The sequence below is a fragment of the Salsuginibacillus halophilus genome (genome assembly GCF_003014715.1).
GTDB classification, from domain to species: domain Bacteria; phylum Bacillota; class Bacilli; order Bacillales; family Marinococcaceae; genus Salsuginibacillus; species Salsuginibacillus halophilus.
In genome coordinates, this window is the sequence record NZ_PYAV01000003.1 from 226,852 (window position 1) to 246,404 (window position 19,553).

Annotated in this window: 19 protein-coding genes; 14 read left to right on the top strand and 5 right to left on the bottom strand. The window is 44.1% G+C overall.

What is annotated here, in order from left to right; genetic code table 11:
* Positions 1-3 precede the first annotated feature (3 nt).
* From B0H94_RS03885 to B0H94_RS03935, 11 genes are all read left to right on the top strand, one after another.
* On the top strand, positions 4-471 hold the full coding sequence (locus B0H94_RS03885) for a hypothetical protein (protein WP_106587929.1): 468 nt from the start codon (positions 4-6) through the stop codon (positions 469-471).
* 16 nt (positions 472-487) lie between these two features.
* Positions 488-973 carry a hypothetical protein gene (locus B0H94_RS03890; protein ID WP_106587930.1) on the top strand — a complete coding sequence of 162 codons (486 nt, stop codon included), beginning with the start codon at positions 488-490 and terminating at the stop codon, positions 971-973.
* A 90-nt stretch (positions 974-1,063) separates the two neighbouring features.
* The gene (locus tag B0H94_RS03895; protein ID WP_106587931.1) at positions 1,064-2,287 is read left to right on the top strand and encodes a NupC/NupG family nucleoside CNT transporter; all 1,224 of its coding nucleotides are present in this window, start codon (positions 1,064-1,066) and stop codon (positions 2,285-2,287) included.
* A 327-nt stretch (positions 2,288-2,614) separates the two neighbouring features.
* Positions 2,615-3,526, top strand: a complete 912-nt coding sequence (locus tag B0H94_RS03900; RefSeq protein ID WP_106587932.1) for a phosphate/phosphite/phosphonate ABC transporter substrate-binding protein — start codon at positions 2,615-2,617, stop codon at positions 3,524-3,526.
* A gap of 24 nt (positions 3,527-3,550) precedes the next feature.
* On the top strand, positions 3,551-4,444 hold the full coding sequence (locus B0H94_RS03905) for a phosphate/phosphite/phosphonate ABC transporter substrate-binding protein (protein ID WP_106587933.1): 894 nt from the start codon (positions 3,551-3,553) through the stop codon (positions 4,442-4,444).
* A gap of 115 nt (positions 4,445-4,559) precedes the next feature.
* Positions 4,560-5,336, top strand: coding sequence for a phosphonate ABC transporter ATP-binding protein (gene phnC / locus B0H94_RS03910; protein ID WP_106587934.1), 777 nt, complete (start codon positions 4,560-4,562; stop codon positions 5,334-5,336).
* On the top strand, positions 5,333-6,148 hold the full coding sequence (gene phnE / locus B0H94_RS03915) for a phosphonate ABC transporter, permease protein PhnE (protein ID WP_106587935.1): 816 nt from the start codon (positions 5,333-5,335) through the stop codon (positions 6,146-6,148). The genes phnC and phnE (B0H94_RS03915) overlap by 4 nt, the downstream gene beginning before the upstream one ends.
* Positions 6,148-6,954: a phosphonate ABC transporter, permease protein PhnE gene (gene phnE / locus B0H94_RS03920; protein WP_106587936.1), complete on the top strand. Its 807-nt coding sequence runs from the start codon at positions 6,148-6,150 to the stop codon at positions 6,952-6,954. Before phnE (B0H94_RS03915) ends, phnE (B0H94_RS03920) begins: the two co-directional genes overlap by 1 nt.
* A 10-nt stretch (positions 6,955-6,964) precedes the next feature.
* Positions 6,965-7,801, top strand: coding sequence for an HAD family hydrolase (locus B0H94_RS03925; RefSeq protein ID WP_106587937.1), 837 nt, complete (start codon positions 6,965-6,967; stop codon positions 7,799-7,801).
* Positions 7,802-7,837: 36 nt separating this feature from the next.
* Positions 7,838-8,041 carry a DUF6501 family protein gene (locus B0H94_RS03930; protein WP_106587938.1) on the top strand — a complete coding sequence of 68 codons (204 nt, stop codon included), beginning with the start codon at positions 7,838-7,840 and terminating at the stop codon, positions 8,039-8,041.
* A gap of 66 nt (positions 8,042-8,107) precedes the next feature.
* Positions 8,108-8,635: a hypothetical protein gene (locus B0H94_RS03935; RefSeq protein WP_106587939.1), complete on the top strand. Its 528-nt coding sequence runs from the start codon at positions 8,108-8,110 to the stop codon at positions 8,633-8,635.
* Here the strand turns inward: B0H94_RS03935 and B0H94_RS03940 are convergent.
* Positions 8,632-9,402, bottom strand: a complete 771-nt coding sequence (locus B0H94_RS03940) for an alpha/beta hydrolase (RefSeq protein ID WP_181315244.1) — start codon at positions 9,400-9,402, stop codon at positions 8,632-8,634. The two genes, B0H94_RS03935 and B0H94_RS03940, sit on opposite strands and share 4 nt — an antisense overlap.
* A 143-nt stretch (positions 9,403-9,545) precedes the next feature.
* Between B0H94_RS03940 and B0H94_RS03945 the strand changes: the two genes are divergently transcribed.
* Entirely contained in the window at positions 9,546-10,370 is an 825-nt protein-coding gene (locus B0H94_RS03945; RefSeq protein WP_106587941.1) for a S1 family peptidase, read from the top strand.
* A gap of 11 nt (positions 10,371-10,381) precedes the next feature.
* Here B0H94_RS03945 and B0H94_RS03950 read toward each other — a convergent pair whose 3' ends face one another.
* The 4 genes from B0H94_RS03950 to parE all read right to left on the bottom strand — a co-directional run bounded on the left by B0H94_RS03950 (position 10,382) and on the right by parE (position 16,847).
* A complete protein-coding gene (locus B0H94_RS03950) occupies positions 10,382-10,924 on the bottom strand; it encodes a site-specific integrase (protein ID WP_106587974.1) in 543 nt (180 codons plus the stop codon).
* A gap of 913 nt (positions 10,925-11,837) precedes the next feature.
* Positions 11,838-12,332 (bottom strand): metal-dependent hydrolase, encoded by a 495-nt coding sequence (locus B0H94_RS03955; protein WP_106587942.1) that lies wholly within the window; start codon positions 12,330-12,332, stop codon positions 11,838-11,840.
* Between the two features lie 96 nt (positions 12,333-12,428).
* A complete protein-coding gene (gene parC / locus B0H94_RS03960; protein WP_106587943.1) occupies positions 12,429-14,876 on the bottom strand; it encodes a DNA topoisomerase IV subunit A in 2,448 nt (815 codons plus the stop codon).
* Between the two features lie 3 nt (positions 14,877-14,879).
* A complete protein-coding gene (gene parE / locus B0H94_RS03965) occupies positions 14,880-16,847 on the bottom strand; it encodes a DNA topoisomerase IV subunit B (RefSeq protein ID WP_106587944.1) in 1,968 nt (655 codons plus the stop codon).
* A 197-nt stretch (positions 16,848-17,044) separates the two neighbouring features.
* Here parE and B0H94_RS03970 point away from each other — a divergent pair, with 197 nt between their 5' ends.
* Positions 17,045-17,821 (top strand): gluconate 2-dehydrogenase subunit 3 family protein, encoded by a 777-nt coding sequence (locus B0H94_RS03970; RefSeq protein WP_106587945.1) that lies wholly within the window; start codon positions 17,045-17,047, stop codon positions 17,819-17,821.
* Positions 17,822-17,840: 19 nt separating this feature from the next.
* A complete protein-coding gene (locus B0H94_RS03975) occupies positions 17,841-19,553 on the top strand; it encodes a GMC family oxidoreductase (RefSeq protein ID WP_106587946.1) in 1,713 nt (570 codons plus the stop codon).

The window sequence follows — 19,553 nt, forward strand, 5'->3', positions numbered from 1 at the left end:
TTTATGCGTACGCAAACAGAGGCATTTCACCTGCTTCAAAATATTTATACAAACGAAGTAATGATGGATGAAAAGCGGCGGATTTTTCGAATGCTCTACCGCCACATGATGGAACAGTTGTCTTATCTGCACATGCAAAGTATTGTTACAGAGAAAGCAAAAGATCGGATGCGCTATTTTCGTTTGTATGCTTATATGCCAGGCGAGAACATTTTTAAATCCATGCAGCATGTGTTTAATACAGCTAGAGGCGAGAAGGTGCACGATCGCGCAGAGACAAACCGGCACGTGCAAAACATTTATTGTGCGCTATATAAGCCGGCGGGTTTAAAAAATCCGGTTATCCCTGACGAGTTTTGGAACACACCGATTGGAACAGCATGCCTTGTAGCAGAACACGGCCCCGGCGCTGTTGAAGAGATTCTCAATGATGTGGAAAAAGCACTGGAAGACGTTTCAGAGTCAACGTAATTAAGGAGGGGATGACGTGAGTAAACGACGTTCCTTTTACCGGGCATCCCGGCCTTGGTTTTCTGAGGTGAGTTTGGATCACTTAAGGAGGCGTGGGGTTGAAATAAAAATTGACCTGATTGATCTTCCACTTTTGATCAGCTGGCTGAATGAACTTCAAGGTTGGCTGTTAGAACGACGTACTACTGCTGATACGTGGATAAAGCCGTTATATGAAGAAGCAGCTTTAGAGGCAGCTGAACAGCGGGATACACTTCGGGGGCTCCTGCACCCCGGTGTTTCTTCAAAAACCGGGATCTTGTTTTTCTCTGAAGTAACTGCCGCTTTATTTATTGCTGAAGATGCATTTGAGCGGTTAATTGTAAAAGAAGGGCAGTGCCTTGACCTGCAGCAGCGACTGCTTCGCTATTATACGTCTTTTTTAATGCAGGTCGATGCGGAGAAGTCACAACTGATTTTAGAAAAGTATATGCAATTGAAAGAGGACGAGGCAAAGGAATAATATTCAACATGATAAAACGTTTACATACCACTCCTTAATTTGATAAAGTAATGCATGTCTTCTTAAAACTAAAGGGAGTGGTGATCCATTTTGAACATTTTATGGGGTATCCTCGGGATAGCGACCGTATTTTTGCTCGCTTTTCTCGCTTCAGAGAGAAAAAAGCATATTAAGCTTCGGCCATTGATCGGCGGGCTTGCGTTTCAGCTCTTATTTGCATTTATTGTACTTGGTACAACCGTAGGGGAGAATGCGCTTGCTGGTTTAACCTTTGCAGTGGCAGAAATTATTGATTATACGAATGAAGGTATTCTCTTCTTATTTGATGATGTATTCGATAATATTGAAGAAGACAATATTTTCGCGTTACAAGTATTACCTGTCATTATCTTTTTCTCTTCATTAATTTCGATCTTGTATTACTTAGGGATTATGCAGTTTATCGTGAAAGTGATCGGCGGGTTTTTATCTTGGGTATTGAACACAAGTAAAGCAGAATCCATGTCTGCAGCAGCGAACATCTTTGTAGGACAAACAGAAGCGCCGCTTGTTGTAAGACCTTACTTAGACAAGATGACGCGTTCTGAGTTTTTCACCGTTCTTACAGGAGGGCTTGCATCCGTTGCCGGGTCTGTATTGATTGGTTACTCCTTACTGGGTGTCCGTCTTGATTATCTTTTAGCTGCGAGCTTTATGGCAGCACCGGCAGGCTTGATTATGGCAAAAACCATTATGCCGGAAACTGAAGTGTCTGAGACTTCAGATGAAATTAAGCTTCATAAAGACACTGAGTCTCAAAACGTCATCGATGCTGCCGCCCGTGGTGCAGCAACAGGTTTACAGCTTGCCTTAAATGTTGGTGCAATGCTTCTTGCGTTTATCGCTTTAATTGCCCTTGTTAACGGCGGACTTGAGCTATTAAGTAACATTCCAGGTGTTGGTGTAATCACTCTTGAGCAAATTCTCGGTATCATTTTTGCTCCAATTGCGTTTCTTGTTGGAGTACCTTGGTCTGAAGCATTAATGGCCGGTAACTTTATTGGTCAAAAGCTTGTATTAAATGAATTTGTTGCTTATGCAAACTTCGCGCCGGAAGTTGATGCAGGTAACATTTCTGAAAAAGCAGAAATTGTGATTACGTTTGCCCTGTGTGGTTTTGCTAACATTAGTTCCTTAGCAATTCTGATCGGCGGTATCGGCAGTCTCGTACCAGACCGCCGCCGTGAAATTGCTCAGCTTGGTGTACGAGCTGTTATCGCTGGTGCGTTAGCTTCTTTACTCAGCGCTTCCATTGCAGGTATGTTTATTTTATAATCGATGCTTTGAACCGCGTTCTGTCGCTTTACAGAGCGCGGTTTTTTTTTATGAAGTTAATATTTTTAACAATCTTTACGGTTTTTAAACATCTTTCATCGTAAATTTGTGAAAAAAATATGAAAGCTTTATTGATTTTTGTTTCATTCTCACCTAGAATTAACGTGAAATCACCCGAAAGAACTAAATACCTGTTGAACTTTCACATAAATTCAAAGGGGGGAACGGGGGATTATAAAGGAGGAGAGGCGACGAATCATTGATTAGTTATCGACATTACATAGGATCCATGTCTTGTGCGGAATAACAATCCTGGGGGGTTATCTTGTGAAGAAATGGTTAATGGGTGCGACGCTAACGGCAACATTGGCAGCATTAGCAGCTTGTGGTGATGATGAAGCAGGCGGCAACAATGAAAATGGTGACATTGATGAGCTTTCGATGGGATTTGTCCCATCTCAGGATGCAGGTGAAATTGAAGCTACAGTTGAACCTATGGAAGAACACCTTGAAGAACACCTGGATGATATCAGTGTTGAAGCAAACGTTATGACCGATTACGCTGCACTCGTTGAAGGGATGCGGACACAATCCATCGATATTGGGTTTCTACCGCCGTTAGGCTTTGTACAAGCTGAAGAGCGGGCGGATGTGAATGTTGCACTAAAAGCTGAGCGGTTTGGTGATGATTCGTATTTAGCACAGTTTGTTGTACACGAAGATAGTGATATTGAGAGCCTTGATGATGTGCTTGAAGCAGAACCAGGTGAACTTACATGGGCTTACGGTGATACTACCTCAACAGCAGGTTACCTTTTTCCGGCTTCGCACTTGATTGATGAAGGTTTAGAAGATATTAATGAACACTTTGGACATCAAACAGTCGGCGGGCACGACAATGCCCTGCAATCCCTTCTTGATGGTCAAGCAGATTTAGCCACAACTTTTGATGATGCCCGGGATAACTTAGCAGATGAGCACGAAGATATTTACGACACCCTTGAAGTTATTGAATACACAGAGCCGATTCCAAATGATACGATTTCGTACCGAAGTGACTTGCCGGAAGAATTAACGGAAGAATTAACGGACATCTTTTTAGGATTTAACGATGATGAAGAAATGATTGAGATCATGGAAGACGTTTATAACTGGACAGGCGTACTTGAAGCCGAGTCCGAGGATTATGACATTGTTCGTGATACGTACGAGCGTTTCCAGGATGAAATTGAAGAGTAAACTATGTATAAGGGGTTGAACAACATGAAAAAAACAACAATTGCTTTAAGTGGTGCGCTTGTTTTAGCCGGGTGCGGCGCAGGCGGCGACGGTGCTGATGATGGGAGCGAAGGACCGCTTTCAATGGGTTTTATTCCGTCACAAGACGCTGATGAACTTGCGACAACCGTTGAACCTTTGGCAGATCGCTTGTCTGAAGAGCTCGACCGGGAGATTGACGCGCAGGTAATGACGGACTATTCAGCGCTTGTTGAGGGAATGCGGACGCAATCCATTGATATCGGATTTTTAGATCCACTTGGGTTTGTCCAGGCTGAAGAACGCGCAGATGTAGAAGTGATTTTAAAATCCATCCGTTTTGGAGAAGATCACTATCTTGCTCAGTTTAATGTGATGGCTGATAGTGATATTGACAGCTTTGATGATATTCTTGAAGCTGATGAAGGTGAGCTTGTGTGGGCATATGCTGATGTGTCATCGCCGGCAGGTTATCTTTTCCCTGCTTCACACATGCTTGATGAAGGCTTAGAAGATGTTGATGATCAGTTTGAACACGTGATTGCCGGCGGCAATGACAACGCCTTGCAATCATTGATGGATGGTCAGGCAGATTTTGCAACAACATTTGATGATGCACGAGACAACTTAGAAGATGAGCACCCTGATATCCACGATGAAGTTGAAGTAATTGAATACACGGATCCAATTCCAAATGACACAATTTCGGTACGCTCTGAGCTTAACGATGAGCTTGTTGATGAAATTCGTGAAACGTTTATGTCTTTTAACGATGACGAAGAAATGTTAGAAGTATTAGACGAAATTTACAATTGGACTGGTATTGCAGAAGCATCCTCTGAAGACTACGATATTGTCCGCGATACGTATGAGCGCTTTCAAGAGGAGATCGAAGAGTAAGACTTCTGTTATCTGTGTATTGTAAAAAAGGGAAAGGCCGAGAAATCGGTTTTTCCCTAATTTCGTGTGTAGAGGCAAGCGAATTGATCTTAATCCTAAAAGAGGTTGATGAAATATGATTAAATTTGACAATGTGTCACTCACCTACCCGAATGGTTACCAGGGCTTGAAAAATATCAACTTAGAAATTCCAAAGGGTGAATTTGTTGTCATTGTAGGTTTATCCGGAGCAGGGAAATCAACGTTAATCCGTAGTATTAACCAAATGGTACGGCCGACAGAAGGGCAGCTAATCATTGATGATCAAGATGCTTTATCCGTAGGGAAAAAAGGATTGCGTGAGATGCGGCGCGATATTGGGATGATTTTTCAAAATTATAACCTAGTAAAACGCTCGAGTGTCTTACGAAATGTACTTGCCGGCCGCTTAGGCTATAATAACACCCTACGCACGTTAGTTAATTTGTTTCCGCAGGACGATTTACAACTTGCGATGAACTGTCTCGATCGTGTCGGCATTACAGATAAAGCGTATCAACGTGCAGATACTTTAAGCGGTGGACAGCAGCAGCGAGTGAGCATTGCACGCGCTCTTGCGCAAAAACCAGGGATCATTTTAGCTGATGAGCCGGTCGCAAGTTTAGATCCGCCGACAGCTCACGCGGTAATGAAAGACTTGCGCGATATTAATAAAGAAGACAATATCACAATGGTGATCAACCTGCATGCCATCGATTTGTCGATGGAGTATGCAGACCGCATTATCGGCCTTCGTGAAGGTGAAGTGGTATTTGACGGGAAAGTAGATGCTGTGACAGAAGAAACATTTGAAGACATTTACGGACGTTCGATTAAAGAAGATGATCTTCTTGGCGAGGTTGAGACTGAATGACAAACGAAAATCAACCACAGCACAATAACAAAAAAATACCGATTATCAGTTCGCGCATGAAGAAGATGACGACGACAGTTTTACTGGTTGTCGTAGCTTTATATTTAGCATCTGCTTATCAAACCGACGCCACCCCGGACCGGATTATCGAAGGTTTTCCGAACTTTGTACTTTTCTTTATTGAAGATATGTGGCCACCAAACTGGGGCTATTTTGATACAGCATTTTTTGCGCTTCTAGAAACTTGGAACATTGCATTTTTAGCAACGACTTTAACAGCCATCTTCACTTTGCCAATTGCATTTTTAGCAGCGAACAATGTTAATAAAAACGCTGCGCTTTATCATTTTGTGCGCCTTTCATTAAATGTTCTGCGTACTATACCAGACCTTGTATGGGCTGTACTTTTTGTTGCAATTGTCGGACTTGGTGCACTTTCAGGTATGCTGGCGTTATTTTTCTTCTCGTTAGGGATTTTAATTAAATTTGTGAGTGAAACCATCGAGGCCATTGATGACGGTCCGATGGATGCCATTCGCGCATCCGGCGGTAACACGCTGCAGGTCATTATGTACGGTGCAATTCCACAGTTTATGCCACAGTTTATTTCTTATACGTTATATGTCTTAGAAATCAACGTCCGTGCTTCGATTGTGCTAGGTTTTGTCGGTGCCGGAGGTATTGGTTATTTACTACAGCAACAGCTTAGCGTTTTCCGCTACGATAACATTTCAACGGTGATTGTCATCACTTTCCTAGGGGTTACGCTCATTGACTGGATTAGTACTGTACTAAGAAAGAGGTTAGTATAATGGCGAGCCAAGAAAAACAATACGACTTAACAAATCCGAGGAGAAAGAAATTATGGACCAATTTTACGGTCGTTGCCGTTGTTCTAATCGCACTTTATACCTCGGCCTTTATTTTTACTGATTTAGAATACCGAGGTTCCGGCTCGTCCCCTGGCGAAATTGCTTTCCGCCTGTTGATTGGTCCATTTATGGATGAGGCTGCACTTGCCGACTTACCGGAGACAATTGGCTACATGATTGAGACGCTCGCAATTGCGTTTGCTGGTACGTTGGTAGGTAGTATTTTAGCGATTCCAATCGGCTTTTTAGCAGCACAAAATGTATCAGGTCCGTTTTCCTCACTTGGTAAAACGATTTTAAACGGGATTCGTGCATTTCCAGAGATTATGTTTGCAATTATTTTCGTTGCGGCTGTTGGTATGGGCCCTTACGCGGGTGTGTTAGCGATTACGATTAACTGTATCGGTATGCTCGGTAAGCTTTATGCAGAAGTCATTGAAACGATTGATATGGAGATCGTTCAGACGCTGCGTATGTCAGGTGCCGGCAGAATTCAAGTCTTTTGGTACGGCGTACTGCCACAAGTGCTTCCTGAGTTTTCATCATATGCACTGTACCGTTTTGAAATTGACGTTCGTTCTTCCTCGGTACTTGGTATTGTCGGTGCAGGCGGTATCGGTGCTCCGTTAATCCTTGCAGCTCAAAACCGAAATTGGGAAGAGCTTGGTATGATTTTATTTGTCATTATCGTTACGGTCACAATTATTGACCTGATCAGTACCAATATTAGAAAGCGTCTAGTGTAGGAGGCTGCTTATGAAATTAGATTGGCAAAATATTAAGCTTGTTATTTTTGACCTTGATGGTACATTGTATGAAGATACAGATCACTTCGAATTTTATGCCAATGAATTAAGTAAAAAACTTGACCCTGCCAATGAGAATGCTTTCTGGCAGGATTACCGTGCGATGCTGCGGGGAGAACACCCTGTAGCTATCGGACGTGTATACGACGCTGTACGCGACCGGATCCTTGTGATTTCACCAGATACAAATGAAGTCACACGTATCTTCGATTGGAGCGGAACAGAAGTCGATGAGCACTCAATGTATCAAGAAGCGATCACATGCGATTTTGATCATTATATTGCCATCGGAGACGGTTGGTGGCCACCGGTTGCTGCAGCGAAACATTACGGGGTCGGCAGTACATATGATGCGTACTGCCGAACAAAGGACTTCATGCAGACGGAGGATTTTCAATTTGATGAAAACCCCGGCCTGCGTGAAGCGCTTGAAGCACTTGGCATGCAAAAAGATCTCGTGTTAATTACAAATAGTCAACAAGATGATGTCGAGCGGCTTCTACATACGCTGAACATTGATGGTGTATTCCCGGAAGTGATTGCAAATGCAAAAAAACCAGCGCTGACGGAAGATCATTTCAGCTCTCTGCTTGAGCGGTATGATGTTAGGCCGAACGAGGCTGTATCAATTGGGGATAATTATTTAAACGAAGTTGCTCCGGCTGAGCGTTTCGGAATGAAGGGTGTTTTAATTGATCCTTCGCAAAATGCTGAAACGAAAGAAAATACCGTCGTTGTATCTACGTTACGTGATTTGTTTGCAGAAATGAGAAATACGAGCGTATAATGGTGTAGAGCATATGGTCGTGGAGGTGAAGACGCTTTGATTCATCAACAATGGGAAGAAGCTGCAACGATAAAACAACTTCGGTGTGTACACGCAGATGCAGCGAAATATCAAGTAAATAATGTATTGACGCCGGAGAAAGTGTACGATGTAAAAAACGAAACAGAAGAGTTTTATTTTATTATTGATGACACTGGACGAATCGGCGGCTTTAAAAAAGACTACTTTCAAGAAGTTTAAGGTGAGTAGGGGCGTTTCGCTCCTGCTCATTTTTATTATTATTATATAGAGAGAAGGGGGATTGGTTTGGGACCTATTGTATTTTTATTGAGCGGCACAGCTGTACTTGCACTGTTGTTTTTAATCGGACGTTGGTTTACCCGTATGATGACAAAATCGGCTGTGGTCGATCTAGTGGAACAGCTGCCTGAAGATAAAAGGGAGAACACGAGTTTACAGACGATACTACAGTTAACCAAAGAAACACGTAATGAGGGTTTCCGTTTAGAAGGTGTGCTCGCACTTAGTTTGATCTGGTTTATTATTCATTTGATGATCACTTTATCCCCCCTTATATTTTGGGGTGGTTTCATCACACTTGTTATGTTTTATATGTATGCAGCTTACCGGCTTCATCGTAAAGCTGAAGAAAGAAAGTTGCATGAAAAAGATTTGTATGAGAGTTGGTTCGCTTGTGACAATCGCCTTCCGGAAGGGCGGAAGGCGTGGTATGAAAAGCAGATGACTGATCAGCGTGAAGTGGGCGTTGAACCGCTGGTTACGTTACGTGTGCTTGAATACGAGCTTGAGGCCACCTCCTATGAAGAAAACTAAATGAGCGCCTTGACAGGAGACCTATTCGTTTTTTCTATCCAATTGGTAAAAGTTTGAACAATCTTCTGTTGATCATAATCCATCGTTGCAACGTGATAGGAGTTTCGAAGGATCGTCTTGTTTTTTAAAGGAGAACTGATACTTTCGAAAACAACTCCCGAATTGTTCGGTGGAACAACATGATCGACTTCAGATACTAATACTTCCGCAGGACAATTGACTTTGTTGAGAAGCGCTTTCGTTTCACGACCTAATAGAACAAGCTCTTTCATCGCGCGCAGTGAAACTTGCTCATAAGCAATCTCATAAACGTCCGGCATAGCGATGTCGGCGCCACCTTCTTGAATAAATCCTAATGGTTGTTTATTTGTTAAACGTTTCATCCATGGAACATCAATGGCTGCGTTTATTGTTAAAACGCCGGCAATCCAAGGGAGTCTGGCAGCTGCCTGTAATGCAAGCGCACCGCCCATAGACTGACCGGCTACATACACGGAAGAACATACTTGATGTAACACGTGGCAGGCATCTAATATATCTTCAATCCAATCTGCCCGGGTTGTGTTATCTAAATCAACAGGGTGAGTGCCATGACCCGTCAGCCTTGGAGCATATACGGTATAACCGGCATCAGCCAGTTTTTCAGCGACAACTTCAACACTTTGAGGCGTTCCGATAAACCCGTGGGACAAAACGATACCAGTTTTCCCGCCTTCGATATAAATACTTTCCGCCCCTTTTAAAACGTGATATTTATGAGCGTTCATGACCATCCCTCCACACCTTTAGTTTACAATCCTCATTTGTTTAGTCGGTTTTGAATTAGTATACGTTAGTTCTTGTCATTTGTCAAAAGCTACGGTCTCAATTAAGCTGAAAGGTAAGATGTTTAAAGAGAGGATGCCTGAAAGTGGATGAGTATAAACGAAAAGATATAGATAACGACCTTGATGCTGATTTAATTGATTTTGATGCAGAAGAAGAAGAGCCGGATCCAGAAGATTTTTTAGCAAAAGAAGTTAAACCGCCGAAGGAAAAAAAGAAACGGGGCCGTCGTCGGATAGGCGTGAAGCTCATTGCTTCCCTTGTAGCATTTATGATGATATTTCAAGTTTTCTCGGCCATTCCAAGCAGCTTTCCGCTGCAGGCAGCTGACTTTTTAGAAACATCGAATGAGTTATCACAGCGAAGTGATGTCCAATCGTGGAAAGAAACTGTCGTAACAGTACAGGGGGCAGCCGCTTTTGATCGTTCACGGGGGACCGGCTTTTTTGTTGCGGAAGAGGGATGGGTGGTGACGAACCGGCATGTGGTTGAAGACATTGCTGCAGTTGTGGTTGAAACAGACGAAGGCGATTTATATGAAGCAGAAGAGATTTATATTTCAGATACCGCTGACTTAGCCTTTGTGAAATTACAAGCAGAGGAAACATTCCCGACCATCTCTTTTGCTGCGGAAAATGCTTCTTTGCAAGATGAAGCTTATGTTGTCGGAAACCCGCTTGGCTTCACACGAGTTGCAAATGAAGGGGAAGTCATTTCAAGTAATGATGAACAGCTTTTAATCTCCACGCCGATTTACAGTGGAAATAGCGGCAGCCCCGTACTTAACGAGGCTGGCGAAGCAGTTGGCGTTGTTTATGCGTCAAGAACGGGTACAGACGGCCGGCAGGGGATTGCTGTTTCTCGTGATCAAGTGTTTGAGGAGATGCCTGAAGAGGTTTCTCTGCCGTAAACATAAGCTAGCTATAGTATAAAATCATCAACTAAGTCATCAAGCTCGTCCTGGGTGATGCCTAAATAGCGCATCGTAACTTCAGGTGCGGAGTGATTAAAGATTTTTTGCAGACGAGCGATATCTTTCGTCTGGTTGTATAAATGATAACCAAACGTCTTACGCATCGTATGTGTACCAGCGCCGTCGATCCCAAGCTGATCGGCGGCGTTTTTTATGATGCGGTAAGCCTGCTCGCGTGTAATTGGAAGATTTGTTTTTTTGGATGGAAATAAGTATTCTTCAGCCGCCATATCTTCTGTGTAGTCTTGAATTTCAAGCTGTAGCTCTGAATTCAGCTTGAAACGTTTCGTTTTTCCCCGTTTTTGCTCCTGAATGACGATGTGGGTGCGGTCACGTACATCAAGCACGCGCAACGTCAGTAAATCTCCAACTCTAAGACCTGTATTAATCCCGAGAACAAACATAAAATAGTCGCGCATATTCCGCCGGCGGAGCAGCCGCTTCATGCGTTGAATATCTTGTTTATCCCGAATCGGTTCGACTGACTGCATACCGCGGCTACGAAGCGAATGATAATCCGATAAGTCAATTCGTTTTAATCCATCCTCTTTTTGACGCTGCAGCTCAGCAATACGTTGTTTTAAAACGCGGTCTCCCCAAAGCTTACGCAGCTTTTCATATTCGTCATCTGTCAACGAAATGAGTGATGCTTTACCGTGTACCGACAAATTACAACCCTCCAAATTCACGTTGTATATAATGCAACGTGCCTTTAATATGTTACATTATACTATAAAACAAAATTCGCCGAAACCCTTGATTCACAGGGGATAAGGTCAATTTTTGTCCAATATTGTTAATGTCACAAAATACACATTGTGTGACATTAAAATAAGCACGTGAATCATTAGGTAGATGATGTTATAAGAAATGGAATTTATAACCATCGATCCACTGAGCGTTTCTGACTTTATGTAAGATGACCAATGATACAGTTCGTTTACGGTATTTATGATTCAATATAAGTGGATTGAATGAAGGCAAATCTGAACATAGCTGAACGTTAAATTGAAGTAAGTCCAAAAAAACTTTTTCTGAACGAAATTTTTATTGTTTATATGTAGATGTTTCGATACGGATAATTGGCTGAGAAAACACGATTGCACGATTGAGCATTTGATGAAAAGGCGGACATTAGAAGGAGAGATAAAGCTGCAAGAAAAACTTGAATGATTTATGGACGTAGAGTAGTAGACTGTAGACTAACAAAAAAACAGAAGCACCATAGCGCACATGAAAGCTAGCTACGCTTCACAACTTATAAGTTTACATAATATATATTATCGGAAGTTAAATGAGGAGAACTGTTCTTAATATCTCAATCCAGAAGAAATCTTGAGTTTTTGAGACAGAAGAATTAAAAAACCCGAATGCACGTTACATACATTCGGGTTTTGGTGTTTTTTAGATCAGCCAATGTAAACTGAAATATATGAGCCAGCCGGCACAAATGCTGTGCACAAAACTTTCACCGAGCAAACTGCCGGTTTTTGTGTGAAGCGGAAGTCGTACACGGCTTTTTAACGGGTACAGCAGGTGCACCCCTTGAATGGTCATCATATCCAAGATAATGTGGCTCGCTGCACCGATAAGCATACCTGTTTGAATGAGGCTTCCGTACGTTCCTGCGATCATATCCGTTAAAATACCAATGATAAATAAAAACAGCAAGCTGTGTGTAATGCTGCGATGCCCAAAAATTTTAGCTACGGCTGTTGAGATCGGCTTTGTACGCCGCCCCACCCACGATGATGGATGGCAAATATCTGGTATCAAACCACCAAAAGCAGTACTTGCGACAAATACTGCTCCTTGGAAAAAGGAATTCGGTTCGTTAGTTACAAATGTATATAGCGCGGCTGCTGCAATTGCTCCAGTAACATGTGTTGCTGCGTTCATGATGTCTCCCTTTTTCTTTCTATTCTTTTTCCACTTCTTTTCGATGCATTAGGTTAACATAATAATTTTACGGTAAACCTCATCCGGCGACGTGTATCAAGTAGATGAATCTGGCGCGTGATCAACATATGTCCACACGCTTGCAATTGTGCCGGTTTCTTTCGTGTCAATAATATAGGAGCCATTACTATAGCGTTCGCTTAACTTTAAATGTTGGACTGAACGCTTCATCCAGCTGTCGCCCTCTTTCGTTGTGCCGGCAATTTGTTCAGAAGCTGGTACACTGCCTGCATAAACGAGCCGGTGCGGATCTTTTTTCAATTCGCGGAACATGGACTGTCCTTTCGTTGCCCGGTTACTTAATGGGAATTCAGTTAATTTCATCTTTTTGGCAGCTCCGCGGTGTGTTACCACAGCCACTACCGCCTCGTCTTCAGAAGGTGCGGGTACAGCAAGTGCTGCCACAACTTCATCATCTTTAACATTCATACCTTTGACGCCGGCGGTCCGCTGCCCGGTGACACTTACCTGTTCTTCATGTAAGCGCAGCCCGTTCCCGTTTTTCGTTGCCATAAATAATTGGTGGTTTCCGTTCGTTAAGCTGACTGAAACAACACGGTCCTCCCCTTTCAGCTTCACAGCAACTAGCGGTTTCGAATAACGCTGAGGCTGATATTCACTTAGCGGGGTCTGCTTTACCATTCCTTGTGCGGTAAAGAAAGTTAAGAGCCATTCATTACTGAACTGCGTAATCTGTTCAGCAGCAATTAAACGATCATTTTGATCAATCGGAACGATATTAGCAACGTGCTGCCCGTTATCTTTCCAGCGGATGTCAGGCAGTTCATAAATCGGTATATAAATATAATGTCCGTTTTCTGTAAATAACAGCAAAGTTTCTGTCGTGTTTGCGTGACTGAAGTAAATTAAATCGTCCGTTTCTTTCATGCCCGGCCGCTCATCATTTGAAGCCTGGTAAGAACGCGGGCTCGTCCGCTTAATATAACCTTCTTTTGTAACGGTCACATACACATCTTCTGCCGGAATCATCGCTTCTTTATCAATTTTTAACTCTTCGACCGTTTCTTCAATGACCGTGCGGCGTTCATTGTGATACGTTTTTCTCACTTGGCGCAGCTCTTTTTTCACTTCAAGAGCTAACTTTTTCTCGCTTTGTAAAATGGCTTCAAGCTGAGCAATGCGCTTTTCAAGCTCTGCCTTTTCTTCTTCAAGTGTTGTTACATCAGTGTTTGTTAAACGGTAAAGCTGTAAATTGACGATCGCTTCTGCCTGAGCATCTGTAAATTGATAAGCTTCGATTAAGTTGGCTTTAGCATCTTTTTTATTTTCTGAAGAACGAATCGTTTGAATGACTTCATCTAAAATCGAAACAGCATAAACGAGACCTTCAACAATGTGCAGCCGATCTTTTGCTTTACGAAGTTCGTAAGTGGACCGGTTTTCAATTACATCTTTTTGATGTTGAATGTAAGCATCTAACAGCTCAGGCAGCGATAACAAAGCAGGCGTCCGGTCTGAGATCGCAACCATATTAAAATTGTAAGTCATCTGCAGTTCTGTGTTTTTATATAAATAATGTAGAATGCTTGTTGCATCGGCATCTTTTTTCAGCTCAATGACAACCCGCATCCCGGTCCGATCAGTGTCATCACGAACTTCAGCAATGCCATCGACTTTTTTATCAAACCGGATTTCATCCATTTTCTTCACAAGATTAGCTTTCACAACATCATACGGCAGCTCTGTAATGACAATTTGCTCGCGGCCGCCGCGCAGTTCTTCCACTTCAGCAAGTCCGCGGAGGATCGCTTTGCCTTTCCCCGTTTCATACGCTTTTTTGATGCCGTCTTTGCCTTGTAAAATGCCCCCTCCTGGGAAATCAGGACCCGGCATAACCTCCATTAACTCGCTCACGCTAGAAGCCGGCTGATCCATCCGCATTAAAACCGCATCAATTACTTCACTTAAATTATGCGGCGGGATATCTGTCGCATAACCAGAAGAAATACCGGTGGAACCATTCACAAGCAGGTTTGGAAACTTAGCTGGAAGCACTACGGGTTCTTCTTCAGTATCATCAAAGTTTGGTATAAACTCTACCGTCTCTTTCTCAATATCTCGCAGCAGTTCTTTAGCAATCGGTGCAAGGCGCGCTTCAGTATAACGCATCGCAGCCGGCGGATCACCGTCAATTGAGCCGTTGTTGCCGTGCATTTGTACAAGCAGGTGCCGTGCTTTCCAGTCTTGACTCATACGTACTAAAGCTTCATACACAGAGCTGTCCCCGTGCGGATGATAATTCCCGATCACATTACCGACGGTTTTTGCAGCTTTACGAAATGGCTTTTCTGCTGTGTTACCATCCTGCAGCATGGCATATAAAATCCGGCGCTGTACCGGTTTTAAGCCATCTCTTGCATCAGGCAGCGCCCTTTCTTGAATAATGTATTTACTATAACGACCGAATCTGTCACCTAGAACGTCTTCAAGTGGTAAGTCTAAATACGTTTCTGCTTCCGCCACGGTTTATTCCTCCTCTGTCACGTGCAGGTTATCGTTTTCAAGCAGGTTGCCCTCTTCTTCTAATCCGAAAGCAACGTTTGATTCAATCCAGCGCCGGCGCGGCTCAACTTTATCCCCCATTAAGGTGGTCACCCGCTTGTCTGCCCGGGCAAGGTCATCAATGGTGACACGGACGAGCGTTCTTGTTTCCGGGCTCATTGTCGTTTCCCAAAGCTGGTCGGCATCCATCTCACCAAGTCCTTTGTAGCGCTGAATGCTGTAGCCTTTACCAACCTTTTGAATCGCTTCACTTAACTCTTCTTCGTTCCAGGCATAAACCGTTTTTTCTTTCGCTCCACTTCCTTTACTTACTTTATAAAGTGGCGGCAGTGCGATAAACACTTTGCCGGCTTCCACAAGCGGGAGCATGTAGCGGTAGAAAAAGGTTAGCAGCAATACTTGAATGTGCGCACCATCTGTATCGGCATCGGTCATAATCACAACTTTGTTGTAGTTGCTGTCTTCTAAATTAAAGTCTGCCCCGACCCCGGCGCCAAGCGCATAAATAATCGTGCGGATTTCTTCGTTTTTCATAATATCTTCAAGCTTCGCTTTTTCTGTATTGATGACTTTACCGCGCAGCGGAAGGACAGCTTGAAACTTACGGTCGCGCCCCTGTTTGGCTGAACCGCCGGCAGAGTCCCCTTCCACAAGATACAGTTCATTGGCGTCCGGCTTTTTCGACTGGGCCGGTGTCAATTTACCGCTTAAAAGCGCATCTTTTTTCTTTGCTTTCTTCCCGGTACGTGCTTCTTCACGGGCTTTACGAGCTGCTTCTCTAGCCTGCTGGGCTTTAATCGCCTTTTTAATGAGCATGGCACTCGTTTGTGGATTTTCTTCAAAAAAGTAAGTCAGCTTTTCAGCCACAAAAGCATCCATCGCCGAACGTGCTTCAGGTGTACCTAGTTTACCTTTCGTCTGTCCTTCAAACTGTAGTTTCTGCTCCGGTACGCGAATTGAGATCACAGCTGTAAATCCTTCACGGATGTCGGAGCCGTCTAAGTTTTTATCTTTTTCCTTTAAGAGCTGCTGTTTGCGGGCGTACTCATTAATCACCCGTGTAAATGCCGTTTTCGTTCCGGATTCGTGGGTTCCGCCATCCTTTGTCCGTACGTTATTCACAAACGAAAGCACATTTTCTGTATAGCCGTCGTTAAACTGAAATGCAAGCTCTAAATCAATTTCGTTCTGTTCTCCTTTAAAGAAAACGACAGAATGAAGCGTCTCTTTATCTTCGTTTAAGTAGCTGACAAATGCTTGGATCCCGTCTTCGTATTGAAACGTTTCTTTCCGCTTTTTTCCTGGACGCTCATCTACGAGATGAATCGCAACGCCATTCAGAAGAAATGCAGCTTCCTGCAGGCGTTCAGCTAACTGCTCGTAGCTGAATGTTGTAACGGAAAATATAGCTGGGTCCGGGAGAAACGTAATTTTCGTTCCTGTCTTTTTCGTGCTGCCTGCAGGTTCAAGGGTCGTTTGCGGCTGACCACCAGAAGTGAACGTCTGTTTATAAATTTGACCGTCCCGATAAATCTCAAGTTCAAGCCAAGCTGAGAGCGCATTAACAACTGAGGCACCAACGCCGTGCAGCCCGCCGGTTGCGCCGTATCCGCCCTGACCGAATTTACCACCGGCATGCAGTACCGTCATAATCACTTCCGGCGTCGGTCGTCCCGTTTGGTGTGTACCTACAGGCATCCCCCGCCCCTGGTCGATTACACTTACGCTGTCGTCAGCGTTCAGCTTCACTGTAATGTCATTTCCGAAACCGCCGAGCGCTTCATCTACAGCATTATCGACAATCTCAAACACGAGGTGATGCAGCCCGCGGCCGTCTGTACTTCCGATATACATACCGGGGCGTTTTCTCACAGCTTCTAACCCTTCAAGTACTTGTATCGCATCATCATTATATTCAACATTCGAACTCATCGTCGTTTGTGTCCCCTTTCCTCGCAACCATCTATGACACAGTCTATATTATACAATACCATATGCAGAACGTACGTTTCTATAATTTTTCAAAAGGTTGACGTTCTTTTGAGTATATTTCCATTTATCTGGGCATCGTAAAACCGAAAGCAATGATTCTTTCACTTTACCGAAAGAGAAGTAAAGGAGGGTTATCGATGGCAGATGAACAGGAAACGGGTGGCGTCACCCGGCGCGAGTTTTTAAAAAACAGCGGCTTAGTCGTCGGAGGTGCCGTTGGCGGTACCGTTCTCGGAGGTGTGCTCGGTCGTGAACTTTTCCCTGCACCACAACAAGGAGCTTCACCAGAAGAAGATACTTCCGACAGCGGTAATGGCGGTGCAGAAACTCCCGATTATACAGAAGCGCGCATGTTTTTCAAGCGCGAAGAAGATTTCCGGGTCCTTTCAGCAGCAGTTGAACGCATTTTCCCTGAAGATGATCTTGGGCCGGGTGCAATCGCGTTAGGTGTTCCTTACTACATCGACAAACAACTTGCCGGTGGTTACGGGCGTAACGCCCGAGAGTACATGCAGGGACCTTTTTTCGAAGGAGCGGAGACGCAAGGTTATCAAAGCGGACTGCTGCGTCAAGAAGCTTTCTTGCAAGGGGTTCGTAAAATTCAGCAGGAAAGTGAGAGCCGTACAGATGATGCTTACTTTGATGCTGAAGAAGATACCCAGGATGAAATTCTTGAAGCCTTTGAAGCAGGTGACATTGAAATGGAAGGCATCAACGCAACAACCTTTTTCGGTATGCTCCGCCAAGCTACCCTTGAAGGGGTTTATGCTGATCCTGTGTATGGTGGTAACCGAAACATGGGCGGATGGCGCTTAAAAGACTACCCTGGCGCGCAAATGGCTTACATTCAAATGATTGAAGAAGATGAGTTTGTTGAAATGGATCCGATTAGTTTGCACGATCACCATACGTAACCTGGAAGGAGGATGAGTCATGGCAACAGAACTTCCGAGAAAGCAGGCTGTTGTTGTCGGTGTCGGTTGGGCCGGCGGCATTATCGCAGCAGAGCTTACAAAAGCCGGCATTGAAGTAATCGGTCTTGAAAGGGGCCAGGAAAAGACTGTTGATGATTTTAAAATGCAAAAAGATGAACTTCGTTACGCCCTTCGTTACGATTTGATGCAGGATTTAAGTAAAGAAACCATTACATTTCGAAATGACCAAGATATGCGGGCACTACCTATGCGTCAGCTCGGATCTTTTTTGCTTGGAACGGATGTCGGCGGAGCCGGTATTCACTGGAATGGGCAGTGTCCGCGCTTTCTTCCGTACGACTTTGAAATCCGCTCGAAAACAGAAGAACGTTATGGGAGCGACAAAATCCCAGCTGACATGACACTACAGGACTGGGGAATTAGTTATGATGAAATCGAACCGTATTTTCAAAAGTTTGATGAAACGATCGGCACTTCCGGTGAAGACAATGACCTTACGGCACCACGCTCCGAACCATTCCCGACACCACCGATGAAAGAAACGCGGGCGTTGCGGAAATTTAAAAATGCAGCTGAAGAGCTTGGGTATCACCCATACCAAGTCGCAAGCGCCAACTTAAGTGAAGTGTATGAGAACCCTGATGGTCAAACGATCCAGGCATGTCAGTACTGTTCTTTTTGCGAGCGGTTCGGGTGTGATTATCAAGCAAAGTCTGATCCGGTGATTACTGTTATCCCAACGGCAAAAGAAACCGGTAATTTTGAGCTGCGCACGCACGCCAATGTTCGACGTGTATCATATGACGGTGAGAAAACGGATGGGGTTTATTTTATAGATACACGTACTGGTGAAGAATTTTACCAGCCGGCAGATGTTGTGGTTTTAACGACATATGTCATGAACAACACCCGCCTGCTGCTGCAGTCGGAGATCGGCCGGCCATATAACCCGGAAACAAATGAAGGTGTCATCGGTAAAAACTACTGCTATCAAGTGATGGCTAGCGCCCAAGGATTTTTTGAAGAAGAACGGTTTAATTTGTACGCCGGTGCCGGTGCGTTAGGCGCTGCTTTGGATGACTTTAATGGTGATAACTTCGATCATTCCGATGAAGACTTCATCCACGGCGGGATTGTTCAGATCACCCAGACCGGGATACGGCCGATTAATACAAATCCAGTGCCTTCAGACGTGAAATCATGGGGGAAAGAATTTAAAGAAGCTTCCCTGCATTATTTTTACCGGACACTCACCGTAGCAAGTCAAGGGGCAAGCATGCCATACAGATATAATTACCTTGACCTTGATCCGACGTATAAAGACGCCCTTGGTGACCCTCTCTTGCGCATGACTTATAACTTTACAGAACAAGACCGTAAGCTCGCCGCCCATCAAACGAAGCGGTGCGCTGAAGTGCTTGAAGCAATGAACCCGGACAAAATTGAAGCGAATGAGGATATCGGCGATTACGATATCGTGCCGTACCAAACGACTCACAATACAGGTGGTGTCATTATGGGCGGCGATCCGGAAACGTCAGCGGTTAATAACTACTTGCAAATGTGGGATTGTGAGAACTTGTTTGTGGCAGGTGCCTCGGCATTTGCACATAACAGCGGTTATAACCCGACACCAACCGTTGGCGCAATTGCGTACCGTGCAGCTGACGGCATTAAAAAATACTTTGAAAACCCAGGTGCTCTTGCTTGA

Excerpts from the sequence above, each read along its gene's own strand:
- B0H94_RS03925 (WP_106587937.1), top strand. The coding sequence starts at position 6,965 with ATGAAATTAGATTGGCAAAATATTAAGCTTGTTATTTTTGACCTTGAT.
- phnE (WP_106587935.1), top strand. The coding sequence starts at position 5,333 with ATGACAAACGAAAATCAACCACAGCACAATAACAAAAAAATACCGATT.
- B0H94_RS03975 (WP_106587946.1), top strand. The coding sequence starts at position 17,841 with ATGGCAACAGAACTTCCGAGAAAGCAGGCTGTTGTTGTCGGTGTCGGT.
- parE (WP_106587944.1), bottom strand. The coding sequence starts at position 16,847 with ATGAGTTCGAATGTTGAATATAATGATGATGCGATACAAGTACTTGAA.
- phnC (WP_106587934.1), top strand. The coding sequence starts at position 4,560 with ATGATTAAATTTGACAATGTGTCACTCACCTACCCGAATGGTTACCAG.
- B0H94_RS03970 (WP_106587945.1), top strand. The coding sequence starts at position 17,045 with ATGGCAGATGAACAGGAAACGGGTGGCGTCACCCGGCGCGAGTTTTTA.
- phnE (WP_106587936.1), top strand. The coding sequence starts at position 6,148 with ATGGCGAGCCAAGAAAAACAATACGACTTAACAAATCCGAGGAGAAAG.
- B0H94_RS03940 (WP_181315244.1), bottom strand. The coding sequence starts at position 9,402 with ATGAACGCTCATAAATATCACGTTTTAAAAGGGGCGGAAAGTATTTAT.
- B0H94_RS03950 (WP_106587974.1), bottom strand. The coding sequence starts at position 10,924 with ATGCAGTCAGTCGAACCGATTCGGGATAAACAAGATATTCAACGCATG.
- B0H94_RS03885 (WP_106587929.1), top strand. The coding sequence starts at position 4 with ATGCGTACGCAAACAGAGGCATTTCACCTGCTTCAAAATATTTATACA.
- B0H94_RS03905 (WP_106587933.1), top strand. The coding sequence starts at position 3,551 with ATGAAAAAAACAACAATTGCTTTAAGTGGTGCGCTTGTTTTAGCCGGG.
- B0H94_RS03955 (WP_106587942.1), bottom strand. The coding sequence starts at position 12,332 with ATGAACGCAGCAACACATGTTACTGGAGCAATTGCAGCAGCCGCGCTA.